Below are 16,935 nucleotides of genomic sequence, written 5' to 3'. Positions count from 1 at the left end.
AGGGGATGAGCGGTGGCTGTGCCGGCCGTGTCGCGGGGCAAGCCCGCTCCTGCAAGGATCACGCAATCCTGTAGGAGCGGGTTTGCCCCGCGCGGGTATGGCTCAGGCCTCGTGGCAGACGTGCCCGTCGACCAGGGTGTAACGCACCGCGCCTGGCAGGCAGTGGCCGATGAACGGGCAGTTCTCGCCGCGCGAGTACCACTGCTCGCCGGCCACGGTGGAGGCGTTCGGGTCGAACAGCACCAGGTCGGCCGCGCCGCCGACCTTCAGCTCGCCCGCCGGCAGGCGCAGCGCCTGGGCCGGGCCGCTGGTCAGGCGTGCCAGCAGGGTCGGCAGGTCGAGCAGGCCGTCGTCCACCAGGGTCATGGCCAGCGGCAGCAGCAACTCGACGCTGCTGATGCCTGGCTCGGTGGCACCGAACGGCGCCAGCTTGGCATCCCGCTCGTGTGGCTGGTGGTGGCTGGAGATCGCCTGGATCACCCCCGACTTCACCGCCTCGCGCAGGCCATCGCGGTCGGCGGCGGTGCGCAGCGGCGGCTGCACGTGATACAGACTGGAGAAATCGCGCAGCGCCTCGTCGGTGAGGATCAACTGGTACAGCGCCACGTCTGCGGTGACCGGCAGCCCCAGCTGCTGGGCCTGGGCGATCAGCCGCGCGCCGCGGGCGCTGGTGATCTGGGTGAAGTGCGCGCGCACGCCGGTCTGCTCGACCAGCAGCAGGTTGCGCGCCAGGGCCACGGTCTCGGCGCTCTCGGGGATGCCCGGCAGGCCGAGGAAGCTGGCCATGGCGCCTTCGTGGGCCAGGCCGCCCTGGGACAGGTCACGGTCCTGGGAGTGGAACACCACGGTCAGGTCGAAGGTGGCGGCGTACTCCAGGGCGCGGGCCAGGGTGCGGTTGTTGGGGATTTCCTTCAGGCCGTTGCCGAAGGCCACGCAACCGGTGTCGCGCAGGGCCACCAGCTCGGCCAACTGCTCGCCGTCCAGGCCCTTGGTCAGGGCGCCGACCGGGTAGACCTTGCTGTTGCCGGCCTCGCGGGCGCGATCGAGGATCAGCTCGGCCACCGCCGAGGTGTCCAGCACCGGCTTGGTCTGCGGCGGGCAGCACAGGCTGGTGACGCCGCCGGCCACGGCGGCGCGGGTTTCGCTGGCGATGTTGCCCTTGCGGCTGTAGCCCGGCTCGCGCAGGGCGACGTCCAGGTCGACCAGGCCCGGCGCGACCACCAGGCCCTCGGCCTGGAGCGTGCGGCTGGCGCTGAAGCCGGCGGGGGCGGCGCCGATCGCGGCGATGCGGCTGCCGTCGATGTGCAGGTCGGTGACGGTGTCCAGGCCGCTGCGCGGGTCGATGACTCGGGCGCCAAGAATGCTGAGGCTCACAGGGCGTTCTCCTGGTCCAGTTGACGTTGCGCGTTCTGCCCGCTCATGGCCATCGACAGCACGGCCATGCGCACGGCGATGCCGTAGGTGACCTGGTTGAGGATCACCGACTGGGCGCCGTCGGCCACTGCCGACTCGATCTCCACGCCGCGGTTGATCGGGCCCGGGTGCATGACGATGGCGTCGGGCTTGGCGCCGGCCAGGCGCGCGGTGGTCAGGCCGAACAGGCGGTAGAACTCGCCTTCGCTGGGCAGCAGGCCGCCGGCCATGCGCTCACGCTGCAGGCGCAGCATGATCACCACGTCGACGTCCTTCAGGCCCTGGGCCAGGTCGGTATAGACCTTCACCCCATATTGCTCGACGCCCACCGGCAGCAGGGTCTTCGGGCCGATCACGCGGATGTCCGGGCAACCGAGGGCCTTGAGCGCGAGCATGTTCGAGCGAGCCACGCGCGAGTGCAGGATGTCGCCGACGATGGCCACCGAGAGGTTCTCGAAGCTGCCCTTGTGGCGACGGATGGTCAGCATGTCGAGCATGCCCTGGGTCGGGTGCGCGTGGCGGCCGTCGCCGCCGTTGATCACCGCCACCTCCGGGCACACGTGCTCGGCGATGAAGTGCGCGGCGCCGGAGTCGGAATGGCGCACCACGAACATGTCGGCGGCCATGGCCTCCAGGTTGCGCAGGGTGTCGAACAGGGTCTCGCCCTTGCTGGTCGAGGAGGTCGACACATTCAGGCTGATCACGTCGGCCGACAGGCGCTGGGCGGCCAGCTCGAAGGTGGTGCGGGTGCGGGTGGAGTTCTCGAAGAACACGTTGCACACGGTCTTGCCGCGCAGCAGCGGGACCTTCTTCACGGCCCGGGCGCCGACTTCGAGGAACGAGTCGGCGGTGTCGAGGATCTCGGTGAGCAGTTCGCGGGGCAAACCGTCGAGCGAGAGGAAGTGGCGCAGCTGGCCCTGGTCGTTGAGCTGCAGCGGGCGCTTGGCGTCAAATGGCGTCATCGCGGGGGACTCTTAAAGGGCGGATGCGGGGGCGAGGTCCTGACGCTCGAGGGCGAGCGGCGTGGGTCCGGTCAATTTTACCCGTTCGTGGGGGGCCAGCGACAGGGTCGCGCCGAGCACGTTCGGGCGGATCGGCAGTTCGCCGGCATCCAGGTCGAGCAGGCACACCAGGGTCACGCTGGCCGGGCGGCCGTAGTCGAACAGCTCGTTGAGCGCGGCGCGTATGGTGCGACCGCTCATCAGCACGTCGTCCACCAGCACCAGATGCTGGCCCTCGATCTCGAAGGGCAGCTCGGACGGGCGCACCTGCGGGTGCAGGCCGTTCTGGCTGAAGTCGTCGCGGTAGAAGGAAACGTCCAGGGTGCCCAGCGGGCTGGCGTCGCTCAGTTCCTGTTGCAGGGCTTGGGCGACCCACACGCCACCGGTGCGAATGCCGATGAAGCGCGGCTCGGCGATGTTGCGGCGCACCAGGTGGGCGCGTAGGTCGACGGCCATCTGCCGGATCAGGTCGGCGGGGTTGGGTAGGCTCATTGCGTGCTCCTTGGGGCGCCGATCAGGCCGGCGGCAAAGCGGGTGATCAGGTATTGGCCTCCAGCCAGCCTTGCAGCAGCAGGGCTGCGGCGATGGCGTCGACCGGGTTGTCGCGGTAGCTGCCATGGCGGCCGCCACGGGCCATCTGCTCGCCCTTGGCTTCGAAGGTGGTCAGGCGTTCGTCGTGGGTGTGTACCGGCAGGTTGTAGCGGCCGTGCAGGCGCCGGGCGAACTTCTCGGCGCGTTCGCTCATCTCGCTGGGCGTGCCGTCCATGTTCAGCGGCAGGCCGACGACGATGGCGTCGGGTTTCCATTCCTTGATCAACTTCTCGACCTGGCTCCAGTCCGGCACGCCGTTCTGCGCCTTCAGCGTGCACAGCTCGCGGGCCTGGCCGGTGATCACCTGGCCGACGGCGACGCCGATCTGCCGGGTGCCGTAGTCGAAGCCCAGCAGCAGGCGCAACTCGGCCATCAGGCGTGACCCGCCTGGCTGGTCAGCAGGCTGAGGTTGATGCCCAGGCTGGCGGCGGCGGCTTCAAGGCGCAGGTCGCTGGCCAGGCCGAAGATGATCTCGGGGTCGAACGGGCAGTTGAGCCAGGCGTTGTCGGCCAGCTCCGCTTCCAGCTGGCCGGCTTCCCAGCCGGCGTAGCCGAGGGTGATCAGGCTCTTTTGCGGGCCGCTGCCGTCGGCGATGGCGAACAGCACGTCCTGGGAGGTGGACAGCGACAGCCCCTCCAGCTCGACGGTGGCCTGGTAGCTGCGCTCGCTGGAGTGCAGCACGAAGCCTCGGTCGGTCTGCACCGGGCCGCCCTGGTAGATCGGCACGTGCAGGGTGCTGGCCGGCGGCTCGTCGTCGGGGCGCAGCTGTTCGAGGATATCGGCCAGGTTCAGCTCCTGCGGGCGGTTGACCACCAGGCCCATGGCGCCGTTGGCGTTGTGCTCGACGATGTAGGTGAGGGTCTGGGCAAAGTTCGGGTCGGCCATGTGTGGCATGGCGATCAGGAACTGATGCTTGAGGTAGCTGGGGGCGAGGGTTTTCATGGGTGATAGTGTGGCGTCAGGTGGCGAGGCTGACAAGCTGGCTGTGCTGTGCCCGTAGCGGCCCCGCGATGGGGCCGGCACAGCCCGCGCCGATCAATTGCTCGACAACCGGTCCCCACGGGCGAAGCGCCAGGTGCGGATGATCTCCAGCCGGTCGAACTCCGCCAGGTCGCCAGTGAACGGCGCGAACGGCGCCGCCAGGCGCACGATGCGCTGGGCCGCCTGGTCGAGCACCGGCTGGCCGGACGACTCCAGCACCAGCACTTCATACAGCGAGCCGTCGCGGTTGATCGACACCAGCATCCGCAGGTTGCCGTAGATCTGCTGGCGCCGTGCCTCCTCGGGGTAGTTGAGGTTGCCGACCCGCTCGACCTTCTTGCGCCACTCCTCCTTGTACCAGGCGCCCTTGTCGCGCATGGTCGAGGCGGCGTTCAGGCGGTGGATGCGCGGGCGCTTGGCGTACAGCTGCTGCTCGTTGGACAGCTCGGCCTCCAGGCTGGCGATCTGGCTCGACAATTGCGAACTGTCGAAATCCGGCACCGCCGCCGGGGGCTTGGGCTGGGCCTTGGTTTCCTTGGGCTGGGGCGCGACTTTCTGCGGCTTCGGCGCCTGGGTGGTGACCACCGACTTGGCCGGCGCCGGTGGGGTTTCCGGGCGGGCGGCGGGCGGCGGGGTGACCTTGTTGATCTTGCTGTCCTGGAACGGCGCCACCTCGGTGGTGGCAGGCACTGCCTTCTTGTCCAGGGTGCCGCTGCCCTGCTGGTCGGCCTGGGCCTGGAAGTCGGCCTTCTCGGGCGGTTTCTCGCTCTTGAAGGTGGCCAGGGTGATGTCCAGGGTCTGGCGGATTTCGGCCGGTTTGGTGAGGGTGAAGCCCACGCCGAGGATCAGCGCCAGGTGCACCAGGGCGGCCAGGAACAGGGTAAAGCCGAGCCGGTCCACCGGGCGAACGCGCGGTGGCAGCAAGTCGGCGGGGATGTCGGCGGGCAGCGTCATCGGGTATCCAGAGGTCAGCTTCGAGCTACAAGCAGCAAGCTTGGAGTGGCAGCGGTTCGGCACCTGCCTGCTTTTTCTCGCGGCTTGCAGCTTGCGGCTTGCAGCGGGTCATCATACCCCACTCCACGGTTTTGCTCCGCGTCCGTGGTCAGCGCGCCTTGAGCTTGCGATCAATGGCATCCATCAATTGCCCGCCGATGCCGGTGTTGTAGGCGGCGTCGATCTCGCGGATGCAGGTCGGGCTGGTGACGTTGATTTCGGTGAGGTAGTCGCCGATCACGTCCAGGCCAACGAACAGCAGGCCCTTCTCGCGCAGGCTCGGGCCGACCTGGGCGGCGATCCAGCGGTCGCGTTCGGTCAGCGGGCGCGCCTCGCCACGCCCACCCGCGGCCAGGTTGCCACGGGTCTCGCCGCTGGCCGGAATACGCGCCAGGCAGTACGGCACCGGCTCGCCGTCGATCATCAGGATGCGCTTGTCGCCGTCCTTGATTTCCGGCAGGAAGGCCTGCGCCATGATCTGCTGGTTGCCATGCTGGGTCAGGGTCTCGAGGATCACCGAGAGGTTCGGGTCGCCCTGGCGGTGGCGGAACACCGAGGCGCCGCCCATGCCGTCCAGCGGCTTGAGGATCACGTCGCCATGGGTGGCGGCGAATTCGCGCAGGATATCGGCGCGGCGGCTGACCAGGGTCGGCGCCATGCACTGCGGGAACTGCGTGGCGAACAGCTTCTCGTTGCAGTCGCGCAGGCTCTGCGGCTTGTTGACCACCAGCACGCCTTCACGCTCGGCCTGCTCCAGCAGGTAGGTGCTGTAGACGAACTCCATGTCGAAGGGCGGGTCCTTGCGCATCAGAACCACGTCCAGCTCGGCCAGCGGGGTGTCTTGCTCGTCGCCCAGCTCGAACCAGCGCGCCGGGTCGGCGAACACCTTCAGCGGGCGCATCCGCGCGCGGGCCTGGCCGACGCCCAGGTAGAGGTCGCGCTGCTCCATGTAGAACAGGCTCCAGCCGCGCTCCTGGGCCGCCAGCAGCATGGCCAGCGAGCTGTCCTTCTTGTAGGAAATGGACGCGATGGGGTCCATGACAATCCCGAGGCGAACGCTCATGGGGTAATTCCTCTTGGCGCCGCAAGGGCGCGATGGCACGAAAGAAAAGTGGCTCAGGGTGGCGCCGCGAACGCGCGTGGTCAAGGGGTGGGGCGGATGGAATGCCTTCCCGGACTGTGCTAAAAAAGCAGCTGCAAGCTATGAGCTGCAAGCGGCAAGCCAAGGCATGTCCCCGCCGACTCGCTTTTTCTTGAAGTTCGAAGCTCGACGCTTGAGGCTCGCCCCCCCACTGGAAGGCATCTATGGAACAACCCCTGAAGGTGATGGTGATCGACGACTCCCGCACGATCCGCCGCACCGCCCAGATGTTGCTCGGCGAGGTGGGCTGCGAGGTGATCACCGCCAGCGACGGCTTCGACGCCCTGGCCAAGATCGTCGACCACAAGCCGCGGATCATCTTCGTCGATGTGCTGATGCCGCGCCTGGACGGCTACCAGACCTGCGCCGTGATCAAGCAGAACAGCGCCTTCAAGGACACCCCGGTGATCCTGCTGTCCTCGCGCGACGGCCTGTTCGACAAGGCCCGCGGGCGGGTGGTCGGCTCCGACCAGTTCCTCACCAAACCGTTCAGCAAGGAAGAACTGCTCGATGCGATCCGGGTGCACGTACCGGGGTTCGCCGCGCAGGAACAACACGCACCCTGACACCGCCCGCCCTGGCGGCGTCCTTTCCTTAATTTGGGGAAACAGCATGGCCCGAGTTCTGATTGTCGACGATTCGCCGACCGAGATGTACAGATTGACCGAGTGGCTGGAAAAGCACGGCCACCAGGTGCTCAAGGCCGACAACGGCGCCGATGGCGTGGCCCTGGCCCGCCAGGAGAAGCCCGACGCGGTGCTGATGGACATCGTCATGCCTGGCATGAACGGCTTCCAGGCCACTCGCCAGTTGAGCAAGGACCCTGAGACCAGCGCCATCCCGGTGATCGTGGTCACCACCAAGGACCAGGAGACCGACCGCATCTGGGCCCAGCGCCAGGGCGCGCGGGACTTCCTCACCAAGCCGGTGGAAGAGCAGGCGCTGATCCGCAAGCTCGACGAAGTGCTGGGCGCTTGACCACCCGGCCCCAGGGCGCGTCGCTGACCGCCTTCGAGCTGTTGCTGGACATCGACCGTCGTTGCCGCCTGCTGGTGGCCGACCAGCCGCCCCAGGACACGCGCCTGCAACAGTGGAGCGGCATTGGTTTTCGCATCGCCGGGCAATGGTTCGTGGCCCCCATGGGCGAAGTCGCCGAGGTGCTGCGCGAACCGCGCAGCAGCCGCGTGCCGGGCGTGCAGCACTGGGTGCGCGGGGTGGCCAACGTGCGTGGGCGGCTGCTGCCGGTGATGGACCTGTCGACCTTCTTCGGCCTCGGCCCGGCCGCGCCGGGCAAGCAGCGCCGGGTGCTGGTGCTGGACCACGAGGACCTGTTCGCCGGGCTACTGGTGGACGAAGTGCTGGGCCTGCAACACTTCACCTTGAGCAGCCTCGAGCTGTCACCGCCGCAGCCGTTGATCCGCGCCGCGGCGCCTTTTGTCCAGGGGCATTTCCCCCGTGAACGCAACTGGGCGATCTTCAGCCCGTTCGCCCTGGCCCAGGCGCCCGGCTTTCTCGATGTGGCGTTGTAGAGGATCCCGCCCGTGAACAACCCCGCCGCACCCATCGCCCCCGCCGCCGTGGCCCAGCGCCCGCGCAGTACCGCGCAGATCACCGTGCTGTTCGTGGTGCTGATCCTGTCGATCATCCTGCTGTTCGCCAATTTCGCCTACCTCAACACCCAGGCCAACTACGACAAGCAGTACATCGGCCACGCCGGCGAGCTGCGCGTGCTGTCCCAGCGCATCGCCAAGAACGCCACCGAGGCCGCCGCCGGCAAGGCCCTGGCATTCAAGCTGCTGTCGGATGCGCGCAACGACTTCGAGCGGCGTTGGAAGTACCTGCGTGAAGGTGACAAGGCCACCGGCCTGCCACCGGCGCCCGCCATGGTCCGCGACGAGATGGACGCGGTGCGCCAGGACTGGGAGAACCTGCGCAAGAACACCGACACGATCCTCGCCAGCGAGCAGACTGTGCTGTCGCTGCATCAGGTGGCGGCGACCCTCGCCGAGACCGTGCCGCAGTTGCAGGTCGAGTACGAAAAGGTGGTGGAGATCCTGTTGCAGAGCGGCGCCCCGGCCAACCAGGTGGCGGTTGCCCAGCGCCAGTTGCTGCTGGCCGAGCGCATCCTCGGTTCGGTCAACACCGTGCTCGCCGGCGACGAGAGCTCGGTGCAGGCCGCCGACGCCTTCGGCCGCGATGCCAGCCGCTTCGGCCAGGTGCTCGAAGGCATGCTCGGCGGCAACCCGGCGATCCAGGTGACCCGCGTCGAAGACCCCGATGCCCGCGCGCGGCTGGCGGAAATCGCCGAACTGTTCCAGTTCGTTTCCGGCTCCGTGGACGAGATCCTCGAAACCTCGCCGGAGCTGCTGCGTGTGCGCGAGGCCGCCGGCAACATCTTCAGCCTGTCGCAGACTCTGCTCGACGAGGCTTCGCACCTGGCCAACGGTTTCGAGAACCTGGCCGGCGGGCGCACCCTCGACACTGTCGGCGGCTATGCCCTGGGCCTGCTGGCGCTGGCCTCGATCATCCTCATCGGCCTGGTGATGGTGCGCGCCACCCACCGCCAACTGCGCGAGACCGCCGAGAAGAACGAGCGCAACCAGCAGGCGATCATGCGCCTGCTCGATGAAATCGAAGAGCTGGCCGACGGCGACCTGACCGTCACCGTGTCGGTCACCGAGGACTTCACCGGCGCCATCGCCGACTCGATCAACTATTCCGTCGACCAACTGCGCGACCTGGTGGCGACCATCATCCACAGCGCCGAGCAGGTCGCCGCCGCCGTGCAGGACACGCAGAACACTGCGCGCCAGCTGGCCAAGGCCTCCGAGCACCAGGCCGACCAGATCAGCGAAGCGTCGCTGGCGGTGGGCGACATGGTCGAGTCGATCGACCGGGTGTCGGCCCACGCCTACGAGTCGGCCAAGGTCGCCGAGCGCTCGGTGGCCATCGCCAACAAGGGCAACGAGGTGGTGCACAACACCATCCATGGCATGGACAACATCCGCGAGCAGATCCAGGACACCGCCAAACGGATCAAACGTCTTGGCGAGTCCTCCCAGGAGATCGGCGACATCGTCAGCCTGATCGACGACATTGCCGACCAGACCAACATCCTCGCCCTCAACGCGGCGATCCAGGCCTCGCTGGCGGGCGAGGCCGGGCGCGGCTTTGCCGTGGTCGCCGACGAGGTGCAGCGCCTGGCCGAGCGTTCGTCGTCGGCCACCCGACAAATCGAGGCGCTGGTGCGCACCATCCAGGCCGACACCAACGAGGCGGTGATCTCCATGGAGCAGACCACCGCCGAGGTGGTGCGCGGCGCGCGCCTGGCGCAGGATGCCGGGGTAGCCCTGGCGGAGATCGAGGGCGTTTCGCAGAACCTCGCCGAGCTGATCCACAGCATCTCCGACGCCGCCCAGTTGCAAACGTCGTCGGCTGGGCAGATTTCCCACACCATGGCGGTGATCCAGCAGATCACCGCGCAGACCTCCGCCGGCTCCGGCGCCACTGCCGACAGCATCCGCCACCTGGCCAGGATGGCCAGCGAGATGCGCCGCTCGGTCTCCGGCTTCACCCTGCCGCCTGCCGCGGCGCGGCGTTGAGGAGCGCCTGATGGCCGTCACCGCAGTGAGCCCTGAGCGTCACGACACGGTCGCCCTGGCCTGGACCAAGGCGGCCATCCTCGACTGCCTGGGCCAGGCGCGCCAGGCCCTGGAGCGCTTCACCGGGGAGACCGACGACCCGAGCCTGCTGGAATACTTCATCGACAACCTGCACCAGGTGCACGGCTGCCTGCGCATGCTAGAACTGCGCGGCGCGGCGCGCCTGGCCGAGGAGCTGGAACTGCTCGGGCGGGCCATGGCCGACGGTCAGGTCAGCCCCCGCGGCGACTGCCTGGGCGCGTTGTTCCGTGGCCTGGAGCAATTGCCGCCGTACCTCGAGCGCCTGCGCGGCGCGCGCCACGACCTGCCACTGGTGGTGCTGCCGCTGCTCAACCAGCTGCGTGGCTGTCGCGGCGCCGAACCGTTGGCCCAGGGCAGCTTGATGGGCGAGGCGGCGCAGCGCCTGGCGGGTGCGGCGGACTTGGCCAACCTCGACCTGTCGCTGGGCAACTGGCGCGACCAACTGCAGGCCGGGCAGGGCCGCGATGCCCTGCGCTCGGTGGTGATGGCCCTGTGCGATGACCTGGTGCGGATCAAGGAGCGCCTCGACCAGTTCGTGCGAGGTGACCGCGACCAGGGCGAGCAACTGGACGCCCTGGTGGCGCCGCTGCGGCATGTCGCCGACACCCTGGCGGTGCTGGGCTTCCAGCAGCCGCGCCGGGTGATCATCGACCAGGTGCTGGCCCTCCAGGCCCTGGCCCAGGGCGAGCGCGAGGTGGACGACGCGGTGCTGATGGACGTCGCCGGGGCCCTGTTGTACGTCGAGGCGACCCTCAATGGCATGGTCGGGCCGCTGGAGGAAATCCTTCAAGGCAGCCTGCCCGGCGGCGAGTTGGCGGACATCCGCCAGTTGGTGCTGAACGAGTCGTTGTCGGTGTTGCAGCAGGCCAAGGACCTGATCGGCGATTGCCTGGAGTCCGGCTGGCCGCGCCAGCGCCTACAGCCGCTGCCGGGCCTGTTGCAGCAGGTGCGGGGCGCCCTGGCGATGTTGATGCTGCCGGCCGCTGCCGAAGTGTTCGGCGCCAGCGCCGGTTATGTGCAGGGCTGGCTGGCGCACCTGGACGACGAACCGCCGACGGACGACCTGACCCACCTGGCCGACGCCCTGAGCGCTGCCGAGTGCTACCTGCAATGGCGCGTGGCCGACCCGTTGGCCGACGCCCAGCGGTTCCTGGACATGGCCTGCGCCAGCCTCGCCGCCCTCGGCGTGCCGTGCAGCCAGGGGCCGGCCGAGGACAACACGCTGGACGACGGCATCGACGACGAACTGCGCGAGGTGTTCCTCGAGGAAGCCGGTGAGCTGTTGCCGGAGATCGAGCGCCACTGGCTGCGCTGGCGCGCCGACAACCAGTTGCGCGAGGCGCTGGTGGAACTGCGCCGGGCGCTGCACACGCTCAAGGGCAGCGGGCGCATGGTCCACGCCCAGGGCGTGGCCGAGCTGGCCTGGGGCGCCGAGCACGTGCTCAACCGCGTGCTGGAAGGGCGCATCAGCCTGTCGGGCGAGGCGCAGGTGGCCTTGCAGCAGGTGTTCGTGCACCTGCCCGACCTGCTCGCCGATTTCGCCGTCGGGCAGATGCCGCGCCTGGCCCAGGTCGAGCAGTTGGCCAGCCACCTGCATGCCCTGGCGCTGAACGATGCGCCTGCGGTCGCCGAAACCGACGGCCTCGACCCGCAGTTGCTGGAGATCTTCCGCAACGAGGCCCAAGGCCATCTGGCCAGTCTCGAGGCCTTCCTGCAAGACGCTGCTGGCCAGGACACCGCGGTCAGCGACAGCTTGCAACGCGCCCTGCACACGCTCAAGGGCAGCGCCGCGATGGCCGGGGTGATGCCGGTGGCCGAGCTGGCCACCGCCCTCGACCGGCTGGCGCGGGAGTGCAAGGCGCACCAATTGCCCTTGCAGGTGGCCGACCTCGAATGGCTGGAGGCTGCACGCTCGCTGTTCCACCTGGGCCTGGCGCAGCTCGACAGCACGCCGCTGGCGCCGATCCCCGGCGCCACCTCGCTCATCGAGCAGGTCGGCGACGCAGTGGACGCCCGCCTGGCCGTGCTGCGCGACGCCCCGCAACACAGCCGCCGCACCCGCCGCGACCCGCAGTTGATCGCCAGCTTCCTGGCCCAGGGCATGGACATCCTGCTCGATGCCGAGTCGCTGCTGTCGCGTTGGCAGGAGCACCCGCGCGAGCGCCATGAACTGGACGCGCTGCTCGACGAGCTGACCACCCTCGGCCACAGCGCGCACCAGGCCGACCTGTGGCAGGTCGACGAAGTCTGCGAGGCGCTGCTCGACCTGTACGGCGCGGTGGAGGAGGGCAGCCTGGTGGCTGAGGCGCGCTTCTTTACCCTGGCCCAGCAGGCCCATGAAGCGCTGATCGATATGCTCGACGAGATCGCCGCCGGCCAGGAAGTGACCCCGCGCCCGGAATGCCTGGCCGCCCTGCGTGGCCTGCTCGACGGCGCGCTGGCGCCCAGCGCCCTGGGCCACGTGGGCGACGACGGGGTGACGCCGTTGGCGGCGCCGACGGACATGCCGGAAGCAGCGGTCGTGCAACTGTTCCTCGAAGAGGCCGGCGACATCCTCGACAGCGCCGACCAGGCCCTGGCCCTATGGCGGCACGACCCCGACAACGCCTCGGCGCTGTCGGCCCTGCAACACGATGTGCAGACCCTCAAGGGCGGCGCGCAGATGGCCGCGATCGGTGCCATCGAAGTGCTTGCCCAGGAGCTTGGGCTGTTCTACGAAGCTTTGGTGGACCGCCGCCTGGGCGCCAGCGCGGCGCTGCTCGACCTGCTGCAACGCAGCCACGCGGCGCTGGGTGCGATGCTCGACAGCCTGCGACAGGGCCAGGTGCCGCGCTCGGCAGTGGCGCTGCTTGGCGAGCTGCGCGACCTGCGCCACGCGCCGCCTGCGCCGCAGCGCCCGGAGCCGGTCGGTGAGGACGCCGAGGCGCCGGCGGACAAGGAACTGCTGGAAGTCTTCCTCGAGGAAAGCTCGGACATCGTCGAAAGCGCCGGCGCCGCCCTGGCGCGCTGGCAGGCCGACCCGCGCAGCAGCGTCGAGGTGGAGAACCTGCTGCGCGACCTGCACACGCTCAAGGGCGGCGCGCGCATGGTCGAGATCGCCGCTATCGGCGACCTGGCCCACGAACTGGAATTCCTCTACGAACTGCTGGCCGCCGGGCGCCTGCCGCCGACCCCGGCGCTGTTCAGCCTGCTGCAGAACTGCCACGACCGCCTGGCGCACATGCTCGACGCCGTGCGCCTGGGCCAGCCATTGCATGCCGCCACGGCGCTGATCGACTACATCCGCAACTTCTCCAGCGCCGCCCTGACCGACAGTGCCGCGGCCCAGGTGACGAACGAGGCCGCGCCCGCCGAGGCCCCGGCTGCCGCGCCCGAGCGCGCGCCAGGCGACATGGTCAAGGTCGATGCCGAACTGCTCGACGACCTGGGCAACCTGGCGAGCGAGCACGCGATCATCCGCGGTCGCATCGAGCAACAGGTCAACGATGCGCAGTTCGCCCTGAACGAAATGGAAACCACCCTGGAGCGCATGCGCGACCAGTTGCTGCGCCTGGACACCGAGACCCAGGGCCGGCTGGCCAGCCGCTGGCAGGCCGAGGGTGATGCCTACGATGACTTCGACCCGCTGGAGATGGACCGCCACTCGCTGTTGCAGCAGCTGTCCCGGGCGCTGTTCGAGTCCGCCTCCGACCTGCTCGACCTCAAGGAAACCCTCAGCCAGCGCGCCCAGGAGGCGCACAGCCTGCTACAGCAGCAGGCGCGGGTGAACAGCCAGTTGCAGGAGGGCCTGACCGCCACCCTGATGGTGCCGTTCGAGCGCCTGGTGCCGCGCCTGCAACGGGTGGTGCGCCAGGTCGCCAGCGAACTGGGCAAGCAGGTCGAGCTGGTGGTCGGCAACGCCGAGGGCGAACTGGACCGCAGCGTCCTCGAACGCATGGTCGCGCCGCTGGAACACATGCTGCGCAACGCCGTCGACCACGGCCTGGAAAGCCGCGAGGTGCGCCTGGCGGCGGGCAAGCCGGAGCAGGGCACCATTCACTTGAACCTGCTGCACGAAGGTGCCGACATCGTCATCGAGATGAGTGACGACGGTGCCGGCGTGCCACTGGAGGCGGTACGCGACAAGGCCATCAAGCGTGGCCTGCTGGCGCCGCAGGCGCAGTTGAGCGACCACGAGATCCTGCAGTTCATCCTCCGGCCCGGGTTCTCCACGGCGGAGAAGATCACCCAGATTTCCGGGCGCGGCCTGGGCATGGACGTGGTGCACGAGGAGGTCAAGCAACTGGGCGGGGCGATGAGCATCGAGTCGAGCCCGGGCAAGGGCGCGCGCTTCCTGATTCGCTTGCCGTTCACCGTGTCGGTGAACCGCGCGCTGATCGTGCACCTGGGCGAGGAGCAGTACGCGATTCCGCTGAACACCATCGAGGGCATCGTGCGTGTGCCGCCGGCCGAGCTCGACGCCTGCTACCAGCTCGACCCGCCGCGCTACCGCTATGGCGGCCACGAGTACGACCTGCGCTACCTCGGCGAGCTGCTGCAGGACGTCGCCCGGCCCAGCCTGCTGGGGCAGAGCGTGCCGCTGCCGGTGCTGCTGGTGCATGCCCAGGAGCAGTCGTTCGCCATCCAGGCCGACAGCCTGTCGCCGAGCCGCGAGATCGTGGTCAAGAGCCTGGGGCCGCAGTTCGCCGCAGTGCCGGGGTTGTCCGGGGCGACGTTGCTGGGGGATGGCCGGGTGGTGCTGATTCTCGACCTGCTCGGCCAACTGCGTGGCCAGCAGCGCCGCCTGGCGCGCCTGCCGATCGATGCGGGCACGCCGCGCACGCTGTTCGGCCCGGCGCCACGGCGTGCGCTGTTGGTGATGGTGGTGGACGACTCGGTCACCGTGCGCAAGGTCACCAGCCGCCTGCTGGAGCGCCATGGCATGAGCGTGCTGACCGCCAAGGACGGCGTCGACGCCATGGCTTTGTTGCAGGAGCACCGCCCCGACGTGCTGTTGCTGGACATCGAGATGCCACGCATGGACGGCTTCGAAGTCGCCACCCGCGTGCGTCGCGACGAGCGCCTGCACGACCTGCCGATCATCATGATCACCTCGCGCACCGGGCAGAAACACCGCGACCGGGCCATGGCCATCGGCGTCAACGACTACCTGGGCAAGCCGTACCAGGAGTCGGTCCTGTTGCAGAGCATCGCCCACTGGAGCCAGCCCCATGCTTGAATATATCGCCGGCCAGCGCAGCAGCCTGACCGGGCTGCTGCTGCCCCTGGGCGACCGGACCCTGGTGTTGCCCAACGTCGCCGTGGCTGAACTGATCGGTGAGCGTCGGTTCGTGTGCGAGTCGTTCGAGCCGTTGTGGCACATGGGCTGGATCGACTGGCGCCAGCAGCGCTTGCCGCTGATCGGTTTCGAGGCTGCCTGTGGCGGCGAAACGCCCTGCGGTGAGCGGGCACGGGTGGTGGTGCTCAATGCCCTGGGGGATACCGGGCTGCGTTATCTGGCGGTGTTGCTGCAGGGGATTCCGCGTTCGTGCAAGCTCGACAGCCAGCTCAACTACGTGGATGTGCCGTTGGGGGCGCTGGAGTTGGCGGCGGTGCAGGTCGGTGAGTTGGTGGCGCGGGTGCCGGACCTGGCGGGGTTGGAGCGGTTGGTGCGTGACGCGGATTTGCAATCCGTTGCCGGGTAGGCGGGTGTTCTTCAAAGACGCGGGCTTGCCGCGCGAGGCAGACACCGCCGCCCCATCAGGAACCCACTGGCCTTCAGGAGGTCCATGCCTGCATGTACTACGGTGAACGCTTCAATGCCTGGACCCACCTGGTGGGCGCGGTACTGGCCTGCATCGGCGCGATCTGGCTGATCGTCGTCGCGGGCTTGCAGGGCGACCCCTGGAAGATCGTCAGCTTCTCCATCTACGGCTTTACCTTGCTGCTGCTCTACAGCATCTCCACCCTCTACCACAGCACCCGTGGGCGGGCGAAGGTGATCATGCGCAAGCTCGACCACCTGTCGATCTACCTGCTGATCGCCGGCAGCTACACGCCGTTCTGCCTCGTCACCCTGCGTGGGCCCTGGGGTTGGAGCCTGTTCGGCATCGTCTGGGGGTTGGCGCTGGTGGGCATGTTGCAGGAGATCAAGCCGCGCTCCGAGGCGCGCATCCTGTCGATCATCATCTACGCGCTGATGGGCTGGATCGTCCTGGTGGCGGTCCAGCCGCTGCTCGCCAGCCTCGGCGCCGCTGGCTTCGCCTGGTTGGCGGCCGGCGGGGTGTTCTACACCGTCGGAATCATTTTCTTCGCCTTCGACAGCCGCTTCCGCCACTGGCATGGCATCTGGCACCTGTTCGTGATTGCCGGCAGCCTGATGCACTTCGTGGCGGTGTTCTTCTACGTGCGTTAGAAATCGCCCCATAGCTGTTGCGCCACCGCCAATGCCACCACCGGCGCGGTTTCGGTGCGCAGCACGCGCGGGCCGAGGCGGGCGGCGTGGAAGCCGCTGGCCTTGGCCTGCTCCACTTCGGCATCGCTCAGGCCGCCCTCGGGGCCGATCAGGAAGGCCAGGCGGGCGGGCTTTGCGTGGCTCGTCAGCGGTTCGGCTACCGGGTGCAGCACCAGCTTGAGGTCGGCTTCGGCGCTCTTGAGCCATTCGGCCAGCGTCACCGGCGGGTGGATCAGCGGCACGCTCGAGCGGCCGCACTGCTCGCAGGCGCTGATCGCCACTTGGCGCCAGTGGGCCAGGCGCTTGTCGGCACGCTCATCTTTCAGGCGTACTTCACAACGTTCGCTCACGATCGGTGTGATTTCGCCGACGCCAAGCTCGGTGGCCTTCTGGATCGCCCAGTCCATGCGCTCGCCGCGCGACAGGCCCTGGCCCAGATGGAGATGCAGCGGCGATTCGGCCTGGCCGGGCAAGGCCTGGTCGAGGGCCACGCGCACGGTCTTTTTGCCGACCTCCAGCAACTGGCCGAGGTACTCCTGGCCGCTGCCGTCGAACAGCTGCACGGCGTCGCCGGCGCTCATGCGCAGCACACGGCCGATGTAGTGGGCCTGGGCCTCGGGGAGGTCGTGTTCGCCGAGGGCGAGGGGGGCGTCGATGAAGAAGCGGGACAGGCGCATGGTTCAGCTCGGGGTAAAGGGT

The 16,935-nt window shown here is 68.7% G+C and carries 15 protein-coding genes; 7 read left to right on the top strand and 8 right to left on the bottom strand.

Annotated elements, in window-relative coordinates:
• Positions 1-102: 102 nt before the first annotated feature.
• The 7 genes from P0Y43_RS25030 to gshB all read right to left on the bottom strand — a co-directional run bounded on the left by P0Y43_RS25030 (position 103) and on the right by gshB (position 6,042).
• A complete protein-coding gene (locus tag P0Y43_RS25030) occupies positions 103-1,374 on the bottom strand; it encodes a dihydroorotase (protein ID WP_275639931.1) in 1,272 nt (423 codons plus the stop codon).
• Entirely contained in the window at positions 1,371-2,375 is a 1,005-nt protein-coding gene (locus tag P0Y43_RS25025) for an aspartate carbamoyltransferase catalytic subunit (RefSeq protein ID WP_275639930.1), read from the bottom strand. Before P0Y43_RS25025 ends, P0Y43_RS25030 begins: the two co-directional genes overlap by 4 nt.
• Before the next feature lie 12 nt (positions 2,376-2,387).
• Entirely contained in the window at positions 2,388-2,906 is a 519-nt protein-coding gene (gene pyrR / locus P0Y43_RS25020; RefSeq protein WP_275639929.1) for a bifunctional pyr operon transcriptional regulator/uracil phosphoribosyltransferase PyrR, read from the bottom strand.
• A gap of 46 nt (positions 2,907-2,952) precedes the next feature.
• The gene (gene ruvX / locus P0Y43_RS25015) at positions 2,953-3,378 is read right to left on the bottom strand and encodes a Holliday junction resolvase RuvX (protein WP_166885897.1); all 426 of its coding nucleotides are present in this window, start codon (positions 3,376-3,378) and stop codon (positions 2,953-2,955) included.
• On the bottom strand, positions 3,378-3,947 hold the full coding sequence (locus P0Y43_RS25010; RefSeq protein ID WP_275639928.1) for a YqgE/AlgH family protein: 570 nt from the start codon (positions 3,945-3,947) through the stop codon (positions 3,378-3,380). The genes ruvX and P0Y43_RS25010 overlap by 1 nt, the downstream gene beginning before the upstream one ends.
• Positions 3,948-4,040: 93 nt before the next feature.
• A complete protein-coding gene (locus P0Y43_RS25005) occupies positions 4,041-4,940 on the bottom strand; it encodes an energy transducer TonB (RefSeq protein WP_275639927.1) in 900 nt (299 codons plus the stop codon).
• Positions 4,941-5,088: 148 nt separating this feature from the next.
• On the bottom strand, positions 5,089-6,042 hold the full coding sequence (gshB, locus tag P0Y43_RS25000) for a glutathione synthase (RefSeq protein ID WP_275639926.1): 954 nt from the start codon (positions 6,040-6,042) through the stop codon (positions 5,089-5,091).
• Positions 6,043-6,284: 242 nt separating this feature from the next.
• Between gshB and P0Y43_RS24995 the strand changes: the two genes are divergently transcribed.
• From P0Y43_RS24995 to trhA, 7 genes are all read left to right on the top strand, one after another.
• Positions 6,285-6,686: a response regulator gene (locus tag P0Y43_RS24995; RefSeq protein WP_275639925.1), complete on the top strand. Its 402-nt coding sequence runs from the start codon at positions 6,285-6,287 to the stop codon at positions 6,684-6,686.
• Positions 6,687-6,732: 46 nt separating this feature from the next.
• Positions 6,733-7,098: a twitching motility response regulator PilH gene (pilH, locus tag P0Y43_RS24990; protein WP_275639924.1), complete on the top strand. Its 366-nt coding sequence runs from the start codon at positions 6,733-6,735 to the stop codon at positions 7,096-7,098.
• Positions 7,095-7,649 (top strand): chemotaxis protein CheW, encoded by a 555-nt coding sequence (locus tag P0Y43_RS24985; RefSeq protein ID WP_275639923.1) that lies wholly within the window; start codon positions 7,095-7,097, stop codon positions 7,647-7,649. The genes pilH and P0Y43_RS24985 overlap by 4 nt, the downstream gene beginning before the upstream one ends.
• Positions 7,650-7,682: 33 nt before the next feature.
• Positions 7,683-9,722: a methyl-accepting chemotaxis protein gene (locus P0Y43_RS24980; RefSeq protein ID WP_430540287.1), complete on the top strand. Its 2,040-nt coding sequence runs from the start codon at positions 7,683-7,685 to the stop codon at positions 9,720-9,722.
• A gap of 10 nt (positions 9,723-9,732) precedes the next feature.
• On the top strand, positions 9,733-15,021 hold the full coding sequence (locus tag P0Y43_RS24975) for an Hpt domain-containing protein (RefSeq protein ID WP_275639921.1): 5,289 nt from the start codon (positions 9,733-9,735) through the stop codon (positions 15,019-15,021).
• Positions 15,014-15,487, top strand: a complete 474-nt coding sequence (locus tag P0Y43_RS24970) for a chemotaxis protein CheW (RefSeq protein ID WP_275639920.1) — start codon at positions 15,014-15,016, stop codon at positions 15,485-15,487. Before P0Y43_RS24975 ends, P0Y43_RS24970 begins: the two co-directional genes overlap by 8 nt.
• A 92-nt stretch (positions 15,488-15,579) precedes the next feature.
• Positions 15,580-16,197, top strand: coding sequence for a PAQR family membrane homeostasis protein TrhA (gene trhA / locus P0Y43_RS24965; RefSeq protein ID WP_275639919.1), 618 nt, complete (start codon positions 15,580-15,582; stop codon positions 16,195-16,197).
• Here the strand turns inward: trhA and P0Y43_RS24960 are convergent.
• Positions 16,194-16,913 carry a 16S rRNA (uracil(1498)-N(3))-methyltransferase gene (locus P0Y43_RS24960; RefSeq protein WP_275639918.1) on the bottom strand — a complete coding sequence of 240 codons (720 nt, stop codon included), beginning with the start codon at positions 16,911-16,913 and terminating at the stop codon, positions 16,194-16,196. The genes trhA and P0Y43_RS24960 overlap by 4 nt on opposite strands.
• Positions 16,914-16,935 lie beyond the last annotated feature (22 nt).

It is taken from the genome of Pseudomonas entomophila, assembly GCF_029193575.1.
GTDB lineage: Bacteria > Pseudomonadota > Gammaproteobacteria > Pseudomonadales > Pseudomonadaceae > Aquipseudomonas > Aquipseudomonas entomophila_G.
Note: the sequence above shows the minus strand (reverse complement) of the source record. Positions and strands in the feature narration are given on the sequence as shown.